The organism is Novosphingobium pentaromativorans US6-1, from assembly GCF_000767465.1.
Lineage (GTDB): Bacteria > Pseudomonadota > Alphaproteobacteria > Sphingomonadales > Sphingomonadaceae > Novosphingobium > Novosphingobium pentaromativorans.
Map to the genome: position 1 here is coordinate 2402786 of NZ_CP009291.1, position 16434 is coordinate 2419219.

A 16434-nucleotide genomic window follows, 5' to 3' on the forward strand; every position below is an offset into this window, starting at 1 on the left:
TTCAGGATAAATTTCAGTAACTTGACTGACTTCTACGCAGGGCGGCCCCAAGCGGCTGCCCCACCTCAGATCGATCCTCCGGTCAATCGCTGGCAGATCAGATCGAGCTGATCGAGCGTTGCGTACTTGATCGTCACCGTACCCGACTTGGGATCGGCATCTGCATTGATCTTCACCGGCAGACCGAGAAATTCCTCGAGGTGATTCTGGACGGCCGCAATGTCGGCATCTTCCGAAGCGCTGCGGGCCGTGCGAACCCGACGCGGCGCCGCATCCCCGCGCGCCTTCTTGCGCACCAGCTTCTCGATCTCGCGAACCGACATCTGTTTGGCGATCGCCGCTTCGGCGATCTCGGCCGCTCCCTCACAACCGATCAGGGCGCGCGCATGCCCCATCGAAAGATCGCCCTTCTCGACCATCACGATCACATCGTCCGGCAGCGCGAGCAGGCGCTGGAAATTGGCGACATGACTGCGGCTCTTGTCGACCATGCGGGCGATCTCGGCCTGGGTCATGCCTTCCATCTCGGAAAGCCGATTATAGGCCCGCGCCTCTTCGATCGGGTTCAGGTCTTCGCGCTGGAGGTTCTCGATCAGCGCCAAGGCCATGACTTCGCGTTCGCTCAGATCGCGAATCAGCGCGGGGATCTCGTGCAACTGTGCCTTCTGCGCCGCGCGCCAGCGACGTTCACCGGCGACGAGCTGGTAGCGGCCATTGGCCATAGGCCGCACGATGATCGGTTGGATCACCCCGCGCTGGGCAATCGATGCAGCCAGTTCTTCGAGCGCCTCTTCCTCGAAAATGCGGCGCGGCTGATCCGGGTGCGGGGTGATATCGGATATCGAAAGCGTGGCGAGACCACCGACGCGCGGTGCGTCCGCCGCCGATCCGCCCGCTTCATCCGAATGTGCGAGCGGTTCCTCGCGGCGTGTCTCACCCAGCAAGGCACCGAGGCCGCGTCCCAGACCCTTGGGCTTCTGCTTCATCGGCTTGGCCCCCACGGAGCTCAATCCCTGGGGAGCACTGATACGGACAACAGAATCTTCGCTCATGCCGCTTTCCTCTTCTCGGGCAGTCGGGTGATCAGTTCCCGGGCCAGCGCCATGTAGGCGCGACTGCCGGCACAGGCGTGATCGTAAATCAATGCAGGAACGCCATGGCTGGGCGCTTCGGACAGACGGACGTTGCGCGGGATCGTCGTCTCGAACACCAGTTGGCCAAGGCACGAGCGCACATCGTCAGAGACCTGCTCGGTGAGGCGATTGCGCCGATCGAACATGGTGAGCGCGATGCCGATGATGCCGAGGTCTGGATTGAAGCGCTGCTGAACCCGCTCCACCGTCTGGAGCAGCTGGCTCAACCCCTCGAGCGCGAAGAATTCGCATTGCAGCGGTACCAGCAAGGTATCGGCTGCGGTCAGCGCATTGAGCGTCAGCAGCCCCAGCGAGGGCGGACAGTCGATCAGGCAGACATCGTAGCCGATATCCTTGCGAAGCGCGTGCTGGAGACGGTGAGCGCGATCCTCGGCGCCGACCAGTTCTACTTCGGCCCCGGACAGGTCGACTGTGGCGGGCAGAAGATCGAGTCCGGGAATACGCGTCGGGATGACGCAATTCTCGACCGGTGCCTGATCGACCAGCACATCGTAGGTCGATGCATCGCGCTCGGATGCCGAAATGCCGACTCCGGTCGATGCATTGCCCTGGGGATCAAGGTCGATAAGCAGAGTCTTCCAACCCGTGGCCGCGAGCGCAGTCGAGACATTGATCGCTGTGGTCGTCTTGCCGACGCCGCCCTTCTGGTTGGCAATCGCGATACGGATCACTTGGTCTTACCCTTCCTGCCGGTCAAGTTGCCGACAATAATGCCTGCCTGCGGGTCCGTAAGAGACTGTTCCACGTGGAACACATGCCGCCACTTGCGAAGGTCATCCAATTCTTGCTGTGCAGACCGCCCTTTGGGCAACAGCCAGATCGTGTCACTTGTGGAAAATCGCGCGGATAATGTCAGAAGTCGGTCCAACGGTGCAAATGCACGCGCGGAAATGACCCCCACCTGACATGTCTCGACCATTTCGAGACGCTGACCGACGATCCTTGAGCGCTCCAGACCCATGGCGATTCGCGCGCGGTCGAGCCATTCGATTCGGCGCGTGCGCGATTCGACCATCAGCACTTCAAGTTCGGGCCGAAGTGCTGCGATGACGAGACCAGGGAACCCCGCCCCTGTTCCCAGGTCCATCCATGGCAGCGATGTTTCACGTGGAACATGCGGCAACAATTGCGCGCTATCGACAATGTGGCGAAGCCAGACCTGATCGAGGCTTCCCGCTGAAACGAGGTTCTGGCGCTGATTCTCCTCGACCAGCAAATCCACCAGCCTCTCGAGCCGGGTCATGGCCGCATCGTCGCATTCGGGCAGCGCTCGCAACCAGGCGCGCGCTTCATCTTCCGTGGTAATCAAGCAGCCTCCCGACGGGCATGAACAAGCAGGGCAGCCAAGGCTGCAGGGGTAATTCCGGGGATGCGACCGGCCGCCGCCAAGGTCTCCGGTCGGGCCCGCGTCAGGCGCTCGACCATCTCGCGAGAGAGACCCGGGATCTCGGCATAAGGAAAATCTTCGGCGAGTGGCAGGGCATCGCTCGCCCGCAGCTCGCGCAGTTCCCGCTCCTGCCGTTCGAGATAGGGAGCATAGGCAGCGTCTTCCGTGACTTCCTCAAGAAGCGACTGGTCATCCAACAACGCGGGGTCGACCCATTCGGTCAAACCGGTGATTTCCACACCATCGAAGCGCAACCACTCCCGGATCGGCATGCGTCCGGCATCGCTGCGAACGGGAAGTCCCGCCGCTACCAATTCGGAAGCCGAGGGCTTCTGGTCCATCGCACCGTTGAGGGCCGCCCTCGCCTGCTCGCGGCGCGCGAACCAGGCGCGACGTGCTTCACCGACGGCACCCACGGCAAGACCGAGCGGCGTCAGACGCGTCGAAGCATTATTCGCACGCAGACGCAGACGATACTCCGCGCGCGCAGTGAGCATGCGGTAAGGTTCGCTGACACCATGCAAGGTCAGATCGTCGATCATAACCGCCATGTAGCTGTTGGCCCGATCAATGGCCGGGGCCTCTTTTCCAAGAACAGCCGCGGCAGCATGCATGCCCGCCACAAGTCCCTGGGCAGCCGCTTCCTCGTATCCAGTCGTCCCGTTGATCTGGCCAGCGCAATAGAGCCCGGGCATCTCGCGCAGCTCGAGGCTTGAACGCAGGGCGCGTGGATCGATGTGATCGTACTCAACGGCATAGCCGGGCACGACCATCTCTACCGTCTCGAGGCCTTCCATCGTCCGCAACATTTCAAGCTGCACGTCCGCCGGAAGCGAGGTGCTGATCCCATTGGGATAGACGAGGTGCGTCCCCAGCCCTTCCGGCTCGAGGAAGATCTGATGGCCGTCGCGATCGGCAAAGCGATGAATCTTGTCCTCGATGGACGGACAGTAGCGCGGCCCCAGGGCCCCTATCGCACCCGAGAAGAGAGGCGAGCGATGGAGATTCGCGCGAATGACATCATGGCTGCGAAGGTTGGTACGGGTGATCGCACAGAACACCTGCGGGTTAAGGCGGCGCGCACCCATCGCCGACATCGTCCAGAACTCGCCGTCCGAGGGCTGCTCATCGAGACGAGCCCAATCGATCGTGCGGCCATCGAGCCGTGGCGGCGTCCCGGTCTTAAGCCGTGCCATGGGCAGCTGAGCACCGCGCATCTGCGCTGCCAGCTTCTGGGCCGAGGCCTCGCCGATCCGGCCACCGACAATACGCTCCTCACCCCGGAACAGAGTCCCGCCCAGAAAAGTCCCGGTGCACAGGATGACGGCTCGCGCCATGAGCCGCTCGCCTCCGGCAAGATCGATGCCGACCACGCGCTCACCGTCGAACACAAGAGCCGCCGCCTCTCCCGCGACCAGAGTCAGATCGCCCTGCTCCTTGAGCAGACGATGGATCGCCGCTTTGAACAGGCGCCGGTCAGCCTGGATGCGGGGTCCCTGGACTGCACTGCCCTTGGAGCGATTGAGCATGCGATAATGGATAGCCGCCGCATCGGCTGCGCGAGCAATCAGACCATCGAAGGCATCGACTTCGCGAACGAGGTGCCCCTTGCCCAGCCCGCCGATCGCCGGGTTGCAGCTCATCGCGCCAACAGCGTCGAGATCGAAGCTAACCAGGGCGACCCGCGCGCCCATGCGGCCGGCAACAGCAGCTGCCTCGCAGCCGGCATGGCCGCCGCCAATCACGATCACATCGAATGCAAGCATGGCGATGCGCTTACTCGAATGCGGGATTCGCGTCAAAGCACCTTGTGGTGTTTCACGTGAAACATGCGCTATTTGCCAATGCAGAAGCGGCCGAACAAGGCATCGAGCATATCCTCGGTCGTCGTCCGGCCAATCAAGGCGTCGAATGCAACCCGGGCCAACCGCAAGGCTTCTGCCACAAGAAGAGGATCGGTCTCGCGAACCGCAGCGGCAACGGCGGACGCCGCTTCCCCGACGAGCAGATGCTGCCGGCGATTGAGCGCTGCATCACCGGGCCGGGGCATCATCCCTTGCGCGGTCAGGATCAGGTCCCGACGAAGATCATCCAGGCCAGAACCCGTCACTGCCGAAACCCGATGACGCGGTTCAGTCTTTCCGCCGAGATCCACACGGTCGCTCTGCGCGGCGATCTCCCAGGCACCGCGAGGCCCTTCTCCTTCCGGCCCCAACCAGAGTATGAGATCAGCGCCATCCAGAGCCGCACGGGCACGGGCTATACCGATCGCTTCGATCTCGTCCCCCGTCTCGTCGCGCAGGCCGGCTGTATCTGCAAACACGAAGGGCATCCCGCCAATGGCGACCGCTCGCGTGAGCACATCGCGGGTCGTACCGGCGAGCGGTGCAGTGATCGCCGCCTCGTCTTCGACGAGCGCATTGAACAATGTGCTCTTGCCCGCGTTGGGCGGCCCGGCGAGTACGACGCGGAAACCGTCCTTCAGCCGTTCGGCACGTGGGCGCTCCAGCCACTGCGAAAGTTCCACGTGGAACTTCGCAAGGCCTTTGAGGAAGTCCTCCGGCAAGTCGGCGACATCGTCTTCATCACCGAAATCGAGAACTGCCTCGACGGCAGCCGAAGCTGCGAGGACCCGGTCACGCCAGATCTCAACCTGTCGGGAGAAGGCACCATCGGCCATGGCCAGGGCGCTGCGGCGTTGCAGCTCGGTCTCGGCCGAGAGAAGATCGGCAAGCCCTTCCGCCTCGGCGAGGTCGATCCGGCCATTTGCGAAGGCACGCCGGGTGAACTCACCAGGAGTTGCGCGGCGCAACTTCAGCATCTGCGCAAGCGCGGATTCGACGGCGCTCACCACTGCCCTGCCCCCGTGTAAATGGAACTCGGCAAGGTCCTCGCCCGTCGCCGTGTCGGGACCGGGGAACCAGAGCACCAGTGCATGATCGAGGATGGCGCCATCCCCATCGCGCAACTTGCGATAGCTGGCGCGGCGCGGCGATGGAATGGAACCGGCGAGCGCCGTCATCGCAGCGCCAGCTTCCGGCCCGCTCACGCGCAGGACCGCGATGGCCGCGGGCGGCGAACCACTCGAAAGCGCAAATATCGTATCGGTCATGAAAGGCCCATGCCCCGTCAAACGGAGCGAGGGAAGAGGCTAGATCAGCCGTCCCTCTTCGGCTTGTTCTGCCCCGCTCCGCTCATCGCCATTTGCGCCCCGCTTTCCAGCAACTGCTGGAACAGCTTGAGTCCGAACTGACCCATGGGAGCGATCTGCTTGGCCATCTCATTGAGTTGATCGAAATTGCCGACACCCTGCATCGCATTGGTGATCGCATCGACGTAGACCTCGTTGGCCTTCGTGACATCTGGCAAACCCAGGAAACGCCGCGCCTCTTCGGGGGAGCATTCCACCTCGACATTGACCTTCATGCGCGTCTCCCGCTTGAAATTTACTTGCTCTAGCTGGCACATACGCTTGGCAAAGTCCATTGCCAGTGCCTAACTCCCCCCAAAGAACCGCTCAAACGAACCGCCAACGAGGAGAGTCCCATGACCACGACCAACACCGAAATTCCTGCGCTCGATGGCAACGGCATGATTCCCGCCTACGTGGCCAGGCCCGAGGGAACGCCGCGCGGCGCCATCATCGTCCAGCAGGAAATCTTCGGTGTCGATGCCGGCATTCGCAAGAAGGCCGACGGCTGGGCCAGCAAAGGCTATCTCGCCGTCGCGCCTGACACGTTCTGGCGCCAGACGCCCGGCGTTGAGCTCGATGCCGACAAGCCGGAAGAATTCCAGAAGGCCATCGAATACATGTCGAACCACGATTTCGACCTCGGCATTCGCGACATCGAGGCCGTGATCCACTGGATCCGCCGCGAAGCGGGCGTCCCCAAAGTCGGGCTGGTGGGTTACTGCATGGGTGGCCGCGTGGCCTACATGACGGCCGCGCGAACCGACATCGACGCCTCGGTCGGCTACTACGGTGTGATGATCGACCAAATGCTCAACGAGAAGCACGCCATCGCGCGTCCGCTCATGCTCCACGTACCGACTGCCGACGGATTCGTTCCGCCCGAAGCGCAGAAGGCGATTCATGAAGGGCTGGACGATCACCCCAAGGTCATCCTTCACGACTACGAAGGCCTCGACCACGGCTTCGCTGCCGAGATCGGCTCGCGCCGCGACGAGGCAGGTGCCACGCTTGCGGACGAACGAACCACGGCATTCTTCGCGGAGCATATCGGCTGATCGCGCGTTAGGTCGGCATGCACATGGCCCCTCGCTATTTCGTGCCACTGGCGGTCGTGGTTCTCACGGCCGCCTGCTGGCTGATTCATCCCCTGCATTGGGCCCTGGTGATCATGGTGCCGGTTCTGCTGCTGACCTTATTGGACTTCGGTCAGAACCGGCACGCCTTGCGACGAAACTATCCGCTCATAGCGCGCATCCGCTGGCTGTTCGAAGACCTGCGACCTTACTTGCGCACCTATATCGTCGAGAGCGACCGGGAAGGACGGCCCTTCACCATCGACGAGCGCAGCCTCGTCTATGCGCGCGCCAAGGGCGATATTTCCACGCACCCGATGGGGACCGAGCTGGACGTCTATTCCGACGAGTACGAATGGCTCGGCCACTCGATCGCGCCGAACGAGGATGCGCCCAAGAGCTGGCACGTGCGCATCGGCGCCGACACTTGCGCCAAGCCCTATGACAGCGCCCTGCTCAATATCTCGGCGATGAGCTTCGGCTCGCTATCCGCCAATGCGATCGAGGCCCTCAACAAGGGAGCAGCGATTGGCGGATTCGCCCACGACACCGGCGAAGGTTCCATCAGCCGCTATCACCGCAAGCACGGCGGCGATCTGATCTGGGAACTGGGGAGCGGCTACTTCGGTTGCCGCACCAGGGACGGCAAGTTCAACCCTGACCTGTTCGCCGAACAGGCCCAGGACGACCAGGTCAAGATGGTCGAGATCAAGCTCAGCCAGGGAGCCAAGCCCGGCCACGGCGGAATGCTTCCCGGCGCCAAGGTGACTCCCGAAATCGCCGAGGCGCGCAAGGTCGAGATCGGCGAGGACTGCATCTCGCCAGCGGGCCACTCGACATTCTCGACGCCCATCGAGCTGCTTGAATGGGTGGCGCAACTGCGCGAGCTCTCGGGTGGAAAGCCGGCCGGGTTCAAACTCTGCGTCGGTCAGCCGCACGAAGTCATGGCCATCGTCAAGGCCATGATCGAGACCGACATTACCCCGGACTTCATCGTCGTCGACGGAGCCGAAGGCGGAACCGGCGCAGCGCCGCAGGAACTGACCGACAACGTGGGCATGCCGCTGCGCGAGGGACTCATCCTGATGCGCAATGCTCTCGTCGGCGCCAACCTGAAGGATCGCATTCGCGTCGGCGCCTCGGGCAAAGTGCATAGCGGTGCCGGCATGGCCCGGTCCTTCGCGCTCGGCGCCGACTGGTGCAACGCCGCGCGCGCCTTCATGTTCTCGCTGGGCTGTGTGCAATCGATGAAGTGTCATACCGGCGAATGTCCGACCGGTGTTGCCACCCAGGTTCCCTGGCGCCAGCGCGGGCTCGTGGTCGACGACAAGGCGGAGCGCGTCGCACGGTTCCAGAGCGAGACGCTCAAGTCCCTGCGCGAAATCGTCGTCGCCATGGGCTATGAGAGCCCTTGGGAACTGACCCAGCACGACATGTACCAGCGCATCGACAGCGCCAAGGCCGGTCCGCTCGATGAAGTTTACGGTTTCGTGAAGCCCGGCCAGCTGGTCGACGATCCGGACTCGACCCAGTATGCTCATGCCTGGCGCGTCGCGCGTGCGGACACGTTCCGCCGCGTTCTATGAATTCTATCCAAGGACCAAGACATGACGACCGGATACCGGATGATCGTTCCCGTTCACGGCGGGCCCGAAGTCATTGAACGAGAGGACTTCGAAGCCCCCACTCCCGGCCCGGACGAAGTGTTGATCGAGACCGAGGCCGTCGGCCTGAACTTCATCGATACCTATTACCGCAAGGGACTTTATGCAGATCCCTTGCCGGTCCGGCTCGGTTCGGAGAGTGTCGGGCGGATCACGGCGATCGGGGAAGGCGTCACCGGTCTTGCCATCGGGGATCGCATCGGCTGCACCCAGAATGGCGGCGCCTATGCAACACACCGCATCGTTCCGGCCGCGAAGGCCATTCCCGTACCATCGGACATCGACCCGCAGATTGCCGCAGCCGTCATGCTGAAAGGCCTGACCGCGTGCTATCTTGCAGAGGACACCTTTCCGGCAAAGGCTGGCGATATTGCCTTGGTCCATTCGGCTGCGGGCGGCGTGGGGTCTCTGCTTGTCCCTTGGCTGATCGACAAGGGTGTCACCGTGATTGCCCATACCGGGTCACCGGAAAAAGCCGCAAGTGTTCCTGGAGAACACAAGCTTTCATGCACATTCAGCGACTTGCCGGAAGCCGTGCGTGAACTGACTGCGGGACGGATGTGCGACGTTGTCTATGACGGTGTCGGCGCTGCCAGCTGGTCTGCTTCCCTGTCCTGTCTGCGTCGGCGCGGCATGATGGTAAGTTTCGGTAATGCATCGGGCGCAGTACCGCCGATAGCGGTGCTTGACCTGATGAAAGGCGGCTCACTCTTCCTGACCCGCCCCAATCTGGCCGATTACATCGCGACGCCCGAGATGTTGGCGACCAATGCGGCCAAGCTGTTCGGTCGGATCAGCCGCGGCGTTCTCAATCCGCGGATCGGAGCGCGGTTTGCACTGACCGATGCGGCCGAAGCCCACAGGGCGCTGGAGAGCCGCGCGACGACGGGGTCGACGGTTCTCCTTCCCTGAAGGCTAATATAAAGCGGATATCAGACGAGAGAGACGATGCCGAGATGCGGGTCGATCCAACCCTCGTAGATCATCTTGAGAGCGACGTAGAGGATCACCGCAAGGCCGACATAGCCGATCCAACGGTAGCGCTCGATATAGCGGGCGATGATATTGGCCGCGACGCCCATCAGGACGACGGAGAGCAGCAGGCCGACGATCAGTATCCCGGGATGCTCACGCGCTGCACCGGCGACGGCAAGCACGTTGTCGAGGCTCATCGAAACGTCGGCAATGGCTACGGCCCAGGCAGCGCCCGCAAAGCTCTTGGCAGAGCGCAGGCCACTGTGCTCGTCACCCTCGATCTCGGGAGAACCTGCGCTTTCACCGGCACCGTCCCGCAGATCGCGCCAGAACTTCCAGGCAACCCAGAGAAGCAGGAGGCCACCTGCGAAAATCAGCCCGACAATGCCGAGCAGCCAGGTTACGGCCAGCGCAAAGACGATGCGCAGGACGAGCGCGGCGCCGATGCCGATGAGGATCACCTTCTTGCGATCGGCCGCGGGAAGGCCCGCTGCCAGCGCGCCGACAACGATCGCGTTGTCGCCCGCCAGCAGCAGGTCGATCATCAGCACCTGACCGAAAGCGGCAAGCGCTGCCGCTTCGGTGATGTTGGAAAAGTCGCTGACGATATGCTGCCAGATCTCGGCCGGTCCACCGATCGAAGCGCTGGCGGCAAGCGTCATCAGGATACTCACGGATAACTCCCTTCGACGGCCTTACTGGTTCATCGTCGCGAAGAAGTCCTCGTTTGTCTTGGAATCCTTCATCTTGTCGAGAAGGAATTCCATCGCGTCGACTGTGCCCATCTGCATCAGGATGCGGCGCAGGACCCACATCTTGGATAGCTGGTCCTTGGGAACCAGCAGCTCTTCCTTGCGGGTGCCGGACTTGCCGACGTCCAGTGCAGGGAAGATGCGCTTGTCGGCGACCTTGCGGTCAAGGACGATTTCCGAGTTACCGGTGCCCTTGAATTCTTCGAAGATGACTTCGTCCATGCGGCTGCCGGTATCGATCAAGGCGGTGGCGATGATCGAGAGCGAACCACCCTCCTCGATGTTGCGCGCCGCGCCGAAGAAGCGCTTGGGGCGCTGCAGGGCGTTTGCGTCGACACCGCCGGTCAGCACCTTGCCCGAGCTGGGCACGACGGTGTTGTAGGCGCGGCCGAGGCGAGTGATCGAATCGAGCAGGATGACGACGTCGCGCTTGTGCTCGACGAGACGCTTGGCCTTCTCGATCACCATTTCCGCCACCTGCACGTGGCGCTGGGCCGGTTCGTCGAAGGTCGAGGAGATGACCTCGCCCTTCACCGAGCGCTGCATGTCGGTCACTTCTTCTGGGCGCTCGTCGACGAGCAGGACCAGCAGGAAGACTTCCGGATGGTTGTCGGTGATCGCCTTGGCGATGTTCTGCAGCAGGACGGTCTTACCGGTGCGCGGCGGAGCGACGATCAGGGCGCGCTGGCCCTTGCCTTGCGGGCTGATCAGATCGATCACGCGGGCCGACTTGTCCTTGACCGTCGGGTCGAGGCTGTCGAGCTTGAGACGTTCGTCGGGATAGAGCGGCGTCAGGTTGTCGAAGTTGACGCGGTGGCGGACCACGTCGGGATCGTCATAGTTGACGCTCATCAGCTTGGTGATGGCGAAGTAGCGCTCACCGTCCTTGGGAGCGCGGATCTCGCCTTCCACGGTATCGCCGGTACGCAGGCCCCATTTGCGGACCTGGTTGGGCGAGACGTAGATGTCGTCCGGGCCGGCGAGATAGTTCGCCTCGGGGCTGCGCAGGAAGCCGAAACCGTCGGGCAGCACTTCGATCGTGCCCTGGCCGATGATTTCCTCACCGTCTTCGGCGACTTCCTTGAGAATGCCGAACATCAGGTCCTGGCGGCGCATCGTCGAAGCGCCTTCTACTCCCATTTCCTCGGCCATCTCCACGAGCTCGGCCGGGGTTTTTCTTTTCAGTTCTTTCAGATGCATCTTGCTTGGTTTCCGGATGGAAAGGTTTGGATAAGGCCGGCTGATCGAGGGGCTTGGGGAAAGCAGATCCGGGCTTGCGGACGGGCGTCGCAGCCCAATGCCGGTGATCTGCCCAGATAAGGCCTGCGCGGCCCCCGGTCAACGGAACACTTCTCCATTCCCGCGCAAACGGGACAATCTGTCCCGCCCGCGCTCCGGACTATCCGTCAGGAAGAAGGCCTCAGAAAGGCTTGACGACCACCAGGACGACAATGATCGCGGCGGCAAGCCCGGGAATTTCGTTCAGCAGACGCAGCGTCTTGCCCGAAAGGCTCCGTTCGCCGCGTGCCAGCTTCTTGCCGTAGCCGACAAGCCAGCCGTGATAGCCGCTCAGCGCCACGACGAAAAGCAGCTTGGCATGCAGCCAGCCCTGGCTCCATGCGCCGATCGAGCTGGCCAGCGCCAGTCCGAAGAGCCAGACCATGATCAGCGAGGGAGTCAGGATGATCTTGCGCAGCTTGGCTTCGCGATCGACCCACTTCGCCTCCTCCTCCGAGCCGGGTGCCGACTCCTGGTGATAGACGTAGTAGCGCGGGAGCATGAAAAGCCCGGCCATCCAGAAGATCACGAAAATGATGTGGCCGGCTTTCAGCCAAAGGTAGGTGGTCTGCAAAATCTGCTCCATGAGTCACCTCTGGCGCGTGAAAGCCGCGCCCTCCTTCCTTCTACACTTACGCTTGGTGCTGCCAGGCTCGAACGACCCGCAGCAGGTCCTCGACATGGGCGATCGGCGTGTGCTGGCCGATGCCGTGGCCGAGATTGAACACGTGGGGACGCCCGGCGAAGGCATCAAGAACCGCATGAGCCTGCTTTTCGAGCTCCGCGCCGCCCGAAAGCAGCAGCAGCGGATCCAGGTTGCCCTGCACGGGCATGCCTTCGGGCAATTCGCGCGCGGCCCAGATCGGGTCTATCGTCTCGTCGATCCCGACGGCGTCGACTCCTGTCTCGCGGGCATAAGCGGCCAGTTTCTCTCCGGCGCCCTTCGGAAAGCCGATGATCGGTGTCTGCGGGTGCAGGGCCCTGATCCGCGCGACGATGCGCGCATTGGGCGCCAAGACCCATTTCTCGAACTGCGCGGGGGCAAGGCTGCCCGACCATGAATCGAACAGCTGGATGGCTTCGGCGCCGGCCGTGATCTGGCCGCTGAGGTACCCGACCGTCACGTCGACGATACCGTCGATGATCGCCTGGAAGGCTGCAGGATCGCGATAGGCCATGGCCCGGGTCTCATGCTGGTCCCGACTCCCCTCGCCAGCGACCATGTACGTCGCGACGGTCCAGGGGCTCCCTGCAAAGCCCAACATCGTCTTGTCGGCATCGAGCGAGGCCCGAACCTTGGCGACGGTATCGTAGATCGGGGAAAGCCGTTTCGGCACCGCGGTAAGTCCGTCCAGCGCATGGTCGACAAGGCGTGGACTCAGTTTCGGCCCCTCGCCTGCCAGGAACTCGAGGTTCTGGCCCATCGCGTAAGGCACGATGAGAATGTCGGAAAACAGGATCGCGCCATCGAATCCGAAGCGTTCGATCGGCTGGAGCGTAATCTCGGCTGCGGCATCGGTATCGTAGACCAGCGCGAGGAATCCGCCCTTCTCTGCACGCAAGGCCCGATACTCCGGAAGATAGCGTCCGGCCTGGCGCATGAGCCAGATCGGGCGCTTGCCGGAATTTTCGCCACGGAGCGTGTTCAGAAGGAGGCCTGGCATCGCGTTTCGGGTCCGATCAAAAAAAATAAGAGATTTTATAAAAGGATGATGGAGTCTGTTGGCCCTGTGGATATCGGGGACGGGCGACCCTTGCCCGATTTGTCCCGGATTGAACAGGGTGAAGTGGCCGATGCGACTCTCCCTCGCTGCAGAGTCAATCAATCGTTTTGCGCCTTATCCCCAGCCTGTGGAATGACTCCGCGGACTGTCCACAAGTACCCCCTGTGGAATCCGGACGATGGGGACGGAATCGGCCTTGCGAGTTGTCACCGGAACGCTCCCGTGGTTTATGCCGCTACATATCCACAGGCCGCCACAAGGACCTCGCGAGACCGCATTCATGGCGCGAATTCACTTACATCTGCTTTCGGATTCCACCGGCGAAACCCTGGAAATGATCGCCAAGGCAGCGCTCGCCCAGTTCGACGACAGCGAAGTCCTGCGCCATTTCTGGCCGATGGTCCGTTCGCAGCAGCACCTCGACCGCATCATGGGGGAAATCGCCGCCAATCCCGGTCTCGTCTTCTTCACGCTGGTGAATGAAGAAACGCGCGGAAGGCTGGAAGAGCGGTGCCACACGCTGGGGCTTCCCGCCCTTGCCGTGCTCGACAACGTGACCGACGCGCTCGAGGCGCATTTGGGACAGGAAGCGAAGGGGCGTCCCGGTCGCCAGCACCGCCTCGACGATGCCTACTTCGCGCGCGTCGATGCGATCCAGTTCACGATTGCCCACGATGACGGGATCGCATGGGAAGACTGGGAAGATTCCGATATCATTCTCGCGGGCGTATCGCGCACGTCCAAGACGCCGACGAGCATCTATCTCGCCAATCGCGGCTACAAGGTCGCGAATATCCCCATCGTGGTGGAAAGTCCGCCGCCGCAGGCCCTCTTCGGTCTGCGCCGGCCGATGGTAGTCGGTCTGACGACGGCGCCGGAGCGCCTCATCCAGGTGCGCCGCAACCGCCTGCTTTCGCTGAGCCAGTCGCCCGATACCGACTATGTGCAGGCGGAAAAGGTGGAAAGCGAGGTCAAATACGCGCGCCGCATGTTCGCCGATAATTCGTGGCCGGTCATCGACGTCACCCGCCGCTCGATCGAGGAAACGGCTGCGGCGATCATCAACCTGTACAACGAGCGCAAGGCCTCGGGCATCAAGGGCCCGGTCGGACCCAAGCCGATCTGACTTTTCGGGAAGCACAGCAAAGACAATGATCGTTCTCGCATCCAAGAGTGCATCGCGTCGCGCGATGCTGGAAGCTGCCCAGATTCCCTTCTGCACGCAGCCGGCACATGTCGACGAACGTGCGATCGAAGCAGATCTTGGCGCGGTTCCGGCTGGTGAAGTCGCGCTCGCCCTCGCCAGGGCCAAGGCCCTTGCGGTTTCGCATAATGCACCCGGTACGCTGGTGCTGGGCAGCGACTCCCTCGTCACCTGCGACGGTTTCCGGTTCGACAAGCCCGGAACGCGCGAGGCCGCGACCGAGCATCTCCGCTTCTTTTCCGGCAAGGTCATGAAGCTGCACAGCGCGGCAGCCCTGGCGCGCGATGGTGAAGTGGTCTGGGCTGACGGCGGCCTTGCCGAACTGCACGTGATCGCCATGTCCGATGGCTTCATCGCCGATTACCTCGAGGCCGAATGGCCCGAGGTCTCCGGCTGCGTCGGTGTCTTCCGCTTCGAAGGCCGGGGCGTGCAACTGTTCGAGAAAGTCGATGGCGACTATTTTACCATTCTGGGCATGCCGCTGCTCAAGGTGCAGGCGGCACTGCGCCAACTGGGAGTGATGAAGAAATGACTTCGTCCTCCCGGCCCCAGCCCTATGCCGAAGTGATCGGCGATCCCATCGCCCAGTCCAAGTCCCCGGCGATCCATAATTTCTGGCTCGGCAAGCAAGGGATCGATGCACGCTACGAGGCTTGCCGCGTCGCTCCCGGCGGCTTGCCAGATTACCTCGCGGCCCGCCGCGCCGATACCGGTTGGCGCGGCTGCAACGTGACGATGCCGCACAAGCAGGATATCATTCCGCTGCTCGACCGGCTCGATCCGCTCGCGCAGAGCATCGGCGCGGTCAACACCGTCGTGCGCGAGGAAGACGGGACCCTGGTGGGTTACAATACCGATGTCCCCGGCTTCCTAGAACCGCTTCGCGACCGGCTCGATCGGCAGCACCTTTTCCGCATGGCGCGTATCCTCGGCACTGGCGGAGCTGCCCGCGCCATCATTGCCGCGCTTTCCCGCAAGGGCTTTGTACTTGTCCTGGCCGGTCGCAATCCCGAAAAGGCGCGCGCCCTGCTCGACGAACTGGCGACCGGAGACGACCACCACGCGATCGACCTCGCCCATTTCAGCCAGGCGACCGATTTTGCCTTTGACGACCGCAAGGGCATCATGGACCTTGTCGTGAATGCCAGCCCCCTGGGGATGACCGGTCAGGCGCCGCTGGAATTTGATTTCAGTCATGTCCCTCCCGGCAGCGTCATTTATGACATTGTTACCAGTCCGCTGGAGACTCTTTTTCTGAAGGAGGCGCGCGAGGCCGGGTTCGAGACAGTGGACGGCCTGTCCATGCTGATCGGCCAGGCTGCATTTGCCTTCGAGAAGTTCTTCGGCACATTTCCACCACGCGACTCGGACGCCGAGCTTCGGGAGATCCTGCTCAAGTGACTGCGACTCGACCCCGGATTCTGGGACTGACCGGCTCGATCGGCATGGGCAAATCGACAGTGGCGCAGATGCTGCGCGAACTGGGCGTTCCCGTGTTCGATGCGGACGCGGCGGTGCATGCGCTGCAGGGACCGGGCGGCCGCCTGCTTCCGGAGATAGAGCAAGCCTTCCCCGGAACCACCGGTGCACAGGGGGTGGACCGGCCGAAACTGGGCGCCGCGGTCTTCGGAGACAAGGAAAAGCTCGCCCGGCTGGAAGCCATCGTGCATCCCGCCGTGGCCGATATGCGGCAAGAATTCCTGCGGGAAAATTCCGACAAATCATTGATCGTATTTGATATTCCGCTCCTTTACGAAAAAGGCGGCGCGCAGGGGATCGATGCCGTGGCCGTTGTTTCCGCCCCCGCCAAGGCCCAGCGCGAAAGAGTCCTGGCGCGGCCGGGCATGACCGAGGAAAAGTTCGAGCAGATCCTTTCCCTGCAGGTGCCGGACTCCGAAAAGCGTGCGCGGGCCGACCATGTCATAGACACCGGTACGAGCCTTGCCGAAACGCGCGAACAGGTCGCCCGATTGGTTGCTGCGATGGGTAGCGCATAATTTCCTTCGTCAGCCCCTTGCACACGGGCCTCA

At 62.7% G+C, this 16434-nt stretch carries 17 protein-coding genes; 7 read left to right on the forward strand and 10 right to left on the reverse strand.

The features are described from left to right. Window positions 1-65: 65 nt before the first annotated feature. From JI59_RS11180 to JI59_RS11205, 6 genes are all read right to left on the reverse strand, one after another. Window positions 66-1052 (reverse strand): ParB/RepB/Spo0J family partition protein, encoded by a 987-nt coding sequence (locus tag JI59_RS11180; RefSeq protein ID WP_174888121.1) that lies wholly within the window; start codon window positions 1050-1052, stop codon window positions 66-68. Beyond that, the gene (locus JI59_RS11185) at window positions 1049-1825 is read right to left on the reverse strand and encodes a ParA family protein (RefSeq protein ID WP_007012619.1); all 777 of its coding nucleotides are present in this window, start codon (window positions 1823-1825) and stop codon (window positions 1049-1051) included. Before JI59_RS11185 ends, JI59_RS11180 begins: the two co-directional genes overlap by 4 nt. Further along, window positions 1822-2463, reverse strand: coding sequence for a 16S rRNA (guanine(527)-N(7))-methyltransferase RsmG (gene rsmG, locus JI59_RS11190; RefSeq protein ID WP_007012618.1), 642 nt, complete (start codon window positions 2461-2463; stop codon window positions 1822-1824). The genes JI59_RS11185 and rsmG overlap by 4 nt, the downstream gene beginning before the upstream one ends. Next, on the reverse strand, window positions 2460-4307 hold the full coding sequence (mnmG, locus tag JI59_RS11195) for a tRNA uridine-5-carboxymethylaminomethyl(34) synthesis enzyme MnmG (protein WP_038576039.1): 1848 nt from the start codon (window positions 4305-4307) through the stop codon (window positions 2460-2462). The genes rsmG and mnmG overlap by 4 nt, the downstream gene beginning before the upstream one ends. Before the next feature lie 68 nt (window positions 4308-4375). Further along, the gene (mnmE, locus tag JI59_RS11200) at window positions 4376-5653 is read right to left on the reverse strand and encodes a tRNA uridine-5-carboxymethylaminomethyl(34) synthesis GTPase MnmE (RefSeq protein ID WP_007012616.1); all 1278 of its coding nucleotides are present in this window, start codon (window positions 5651-5653) and stop codon (window positions 4376-4378) included. A gap of 44 nt (window positions 5654-5697) precedes the next feature. Next, the gene (locus JI59_RS11205; RefSeq protein ID WP_007012615.1) at window positions 5698-5967 is read right to left on the reverse strand and encodes a DUF6489 family protein; all 270 of its coding nucleotides are present in this window, start codon (window positions 5965-5967) and stop codon (window positions 5698-5700) included. 120 nt (window positions 5968-6087) lie between these two features. Here JI59_RS11205 and JI59_RS11210 point away from each other — a divergent pair, with 120 nt between their 5' ends. From JI59_RS11210 to JI59_RS11220, 3 genes are read left to right on the forward strand one after another with little or no spacing between them, the layout of a single operon-like run. Beyond that, complete coding sequence (locus JI59_RS11210; protein ID WP_007012614.1) at window positions 6088-6789, forward strand: dienelactone hydrolase family protein; 702 nt, start codon at window positions 6088-6090, stop codon at window positions 6787-6789. 17 nt (window positions 6790-6806) lie between these two features. After that, on the forward strand, window positions 6807-8393 hold the full coding sequence (locus tag JI59_RS11215; RefSeq protein ID WP_007012613.1) for an FMN-binding glutamate synthase family protein: 1587 nt from the start codon (window positions 6807-6809) through the stop codon (window positions 8391-8393). Between the two features lie 21 nt (window positions 8394-8414). Beyond that, entirely contained in the window at window positions 8415-9383 is a 969-nt protein-coding gene (locus JI59_RS11220; RefSeq protein WP_007012612.1) for a quinone oxidoreductase family protein, read from the forward strand. A gap of 20 nt (window positions 9384-9403) precedes the next feature. On the opposite strand, the gene JI59_RS11225 is transcribed toward JI59_RS11220, so the two are convergent. The 4 genes from JI59_RS11225 to hemE all read right to left on the reverse strand — a co-directional run bounded on the left by JI59_RS11225 (window position 9404) and on the right by hemE (window position 13140). Continuing rightward, entirely contained in the window at window positions 9404-10108 is a 705-nt protein-coding gene (locus JI59_RS11225) for a YjbE family putative metal transport protein (RefSeq protein ID WP_038576041.1), read from the reverse strand. A gap of 33 nt (window positions 10109-10141) precedes the next feature. Next, window positions 10142-11398, reverse strand: coding sequence for a transcription termination factor Rho (gene rho / locus JI59_RS11230; RefSeq protein WP_007012610.1), 1257 nt, complete (start codon window positions 11396-11398; stop codon window positions 10142-10144). Window positions 11399-11618: 220 nt separating this feature from the next. Further along, window positions 11619-12062, reverse strand: coding sequence for a CopD family protein (locus tag JI59_RS11235; RefSeq protein ID WP_007012608.1), 444 nt, complete (start codon window positions 12060-12062; stop codon window positions 11619-11621). Window positions 12063-12108: 46 nt separating this feature from the next. Then, the gene (gene hemE, locus JI59_RS11240; protein ID WP_007012607.1) at window positions 12109-13140 is read right to left on the reverse strand and encodes a uroporphyrinogen decarboxylase; all 1032 of its coding nucleotides are present in this window, start codon (window positions 13138-13140) and stop codon (window positions 12109-12111) included. A gap of 340 nt (window positions 13141-13480) precedes the next feature. On the opposite strand from hemE, the gene JI59_RS11245 reads away from it, so the two are divergent. Genes JI59_RS11245 through coaE form a run of 4 tightly spaced genes read left to right on the forward strand, consistent with a single transcriptional unit; the run spans window position 13481 to window position 16401 of the window. After that, entirely contained in the window at window positions 13481-14326 is an 846-nt protein-coding gene (locus tag JI59_RS11245; RefSeq protein ID WP_007012606.1) for a pyruvate, water dikinase regulatory protein, read from the forward strand. A 25-nt stretch (window positions 14327-14351) separates the two neighbouring features. Further along, window positions 14352-14936, forward strand: a complete 585-nt coding sequence (locus JI59_RS11250) for a Maf family protein (protein WP_007012605.1) — start codon at window positions 14352-14354, stop codon at window positions 14934-14936. After that, complete coding sequence (gene aroE / locus JI59_RS11255; protein WP_007012604.1) at window positions 14933-15805, forward strand: shikimate dehydrogenase; 873 nt, start codon at window positions 14933-14935, stop codon at window positions 15803-15805. The genes JI59_RS11250 and aroE overlap by 4 nt, the downstream gene beginning before the upstream one ends. Further along, the gene (coaE, locus tag JI59_RS11260) at window positions 15802-16401 is read left to right on the forward strand and encodes a dephospho-CoA kinase (RefSeq protein ID WP_038576044.1); all 600 of its coding nucleotides are present in this window, start codon (window positions 15802-15804) and stop codon (window positions 16399-16401) included. The genes aroE and coaE overlap by 4 nt, the downstream gene beginning before the upstream one ends. Window positions 16402-16434 lie beyond the last annotated feature (33 nt).

Excerpts from the sequence above, each read along its gene's own strand:
- JI59_RS11220 (WP_007012612.1), top strand. The coding sequence starts at position 8,415 with ATGACGACCGGATACCGGATGATCGTTCCCGTTCACGGCGGGCCCGAA.
- mnmE (WP_007012616.1), bottom strand. The coding sequence starts at position 5,653 with ATGACCGATACGATATTTGCGCTTTCGAGTGGTTCGCCGCCCGCGGCC.
- JI59_RS11235 (WP_007012608.1), bottom strand. The coding sequence starts at position 12,062 with ATGGAGCAGATTTTGCAGACCACCTACCTTTGGCTGAAAGCCGGCCAC.
- JI59_RS11210 (WP_007012614.1), top strand. The coding sequence starts at position 6,088 with ATGACCACGACCAACACCGAAATTCCTGCGCTCGATGGCAACGGCATG.
- JI59_RS11215 (WP_007012613.1), top strand. The coding sequence starts at position 6,807 with ATGCACATGGCCCCTCGCTATTTCGTGCCACTGGCGGTCGTGGTTCTC.
- JI59_RS11205 (WP_007012615.1), bottom strand. The coding sequence starts at position 5,967 with ATGAAGGTCAATGTCGAGGTGGAATGCTCCCCCGAAGAGGCGCGGCGT.
- aroE (WP_007012604.1), top strand. The coding sequence starts at position 14,933 with ATGACTTCGTCCTCCCGGCCCCAGCCCTATGCCGAAGTGATCGGCGAT.
- JI59_RS11225 (WP_038576041.1), bottom strand. The coding sequence starts at position 10,108 with ATGACGCTTGCCGCCAGCGCTTCGATCGGTGGACCGGCCGAGATCTGG.
- JI59_RS11245 (WP_007012606.1), top strand. The coding sequence starts at position 13,481 with ATGGCGCGAATTCACTTACATCTGCTTTCGGATTCCACCGGCGAAACC.
- hemE (WP_007012607.1), bottom strand. The coding sequence starts at position 13,140 with ATGCCAGGCCTCCTTCTGAACACGCTCCGTGGCGAAAATTCCGGCAAG.
- JI59_RS11180 (WP_174888121.1), bottom strand. The coding sequence starts at position 1,052 with ATGAGCGAAGATTCTGTTGTCCGTATCAGTGCTCCCCAGGGATTGAGC.
- mnmG (WP_038576039.1), bottom strand. The coding sequence starts at position 4,307 with ATGCTTGCATTCGATGTGATCGTGATTGGCGGCGGCCATGCCGGCTGC.
- JI59_RS11250 (WP_007012605.1), top strand. The coding sequence starts at position 14,352 with ATGATCGTTCTCGCATCCAAGAGTGCATCGCGTCGCGCGATGCTGGAA.
- rho (WP_007012610.1), bottom strand. The coding sequence starts at position 11,398 with ATGCATCTGAAAGAACTGAAAAGAAAAACCCCGGCCGAGCTCGTGGAG.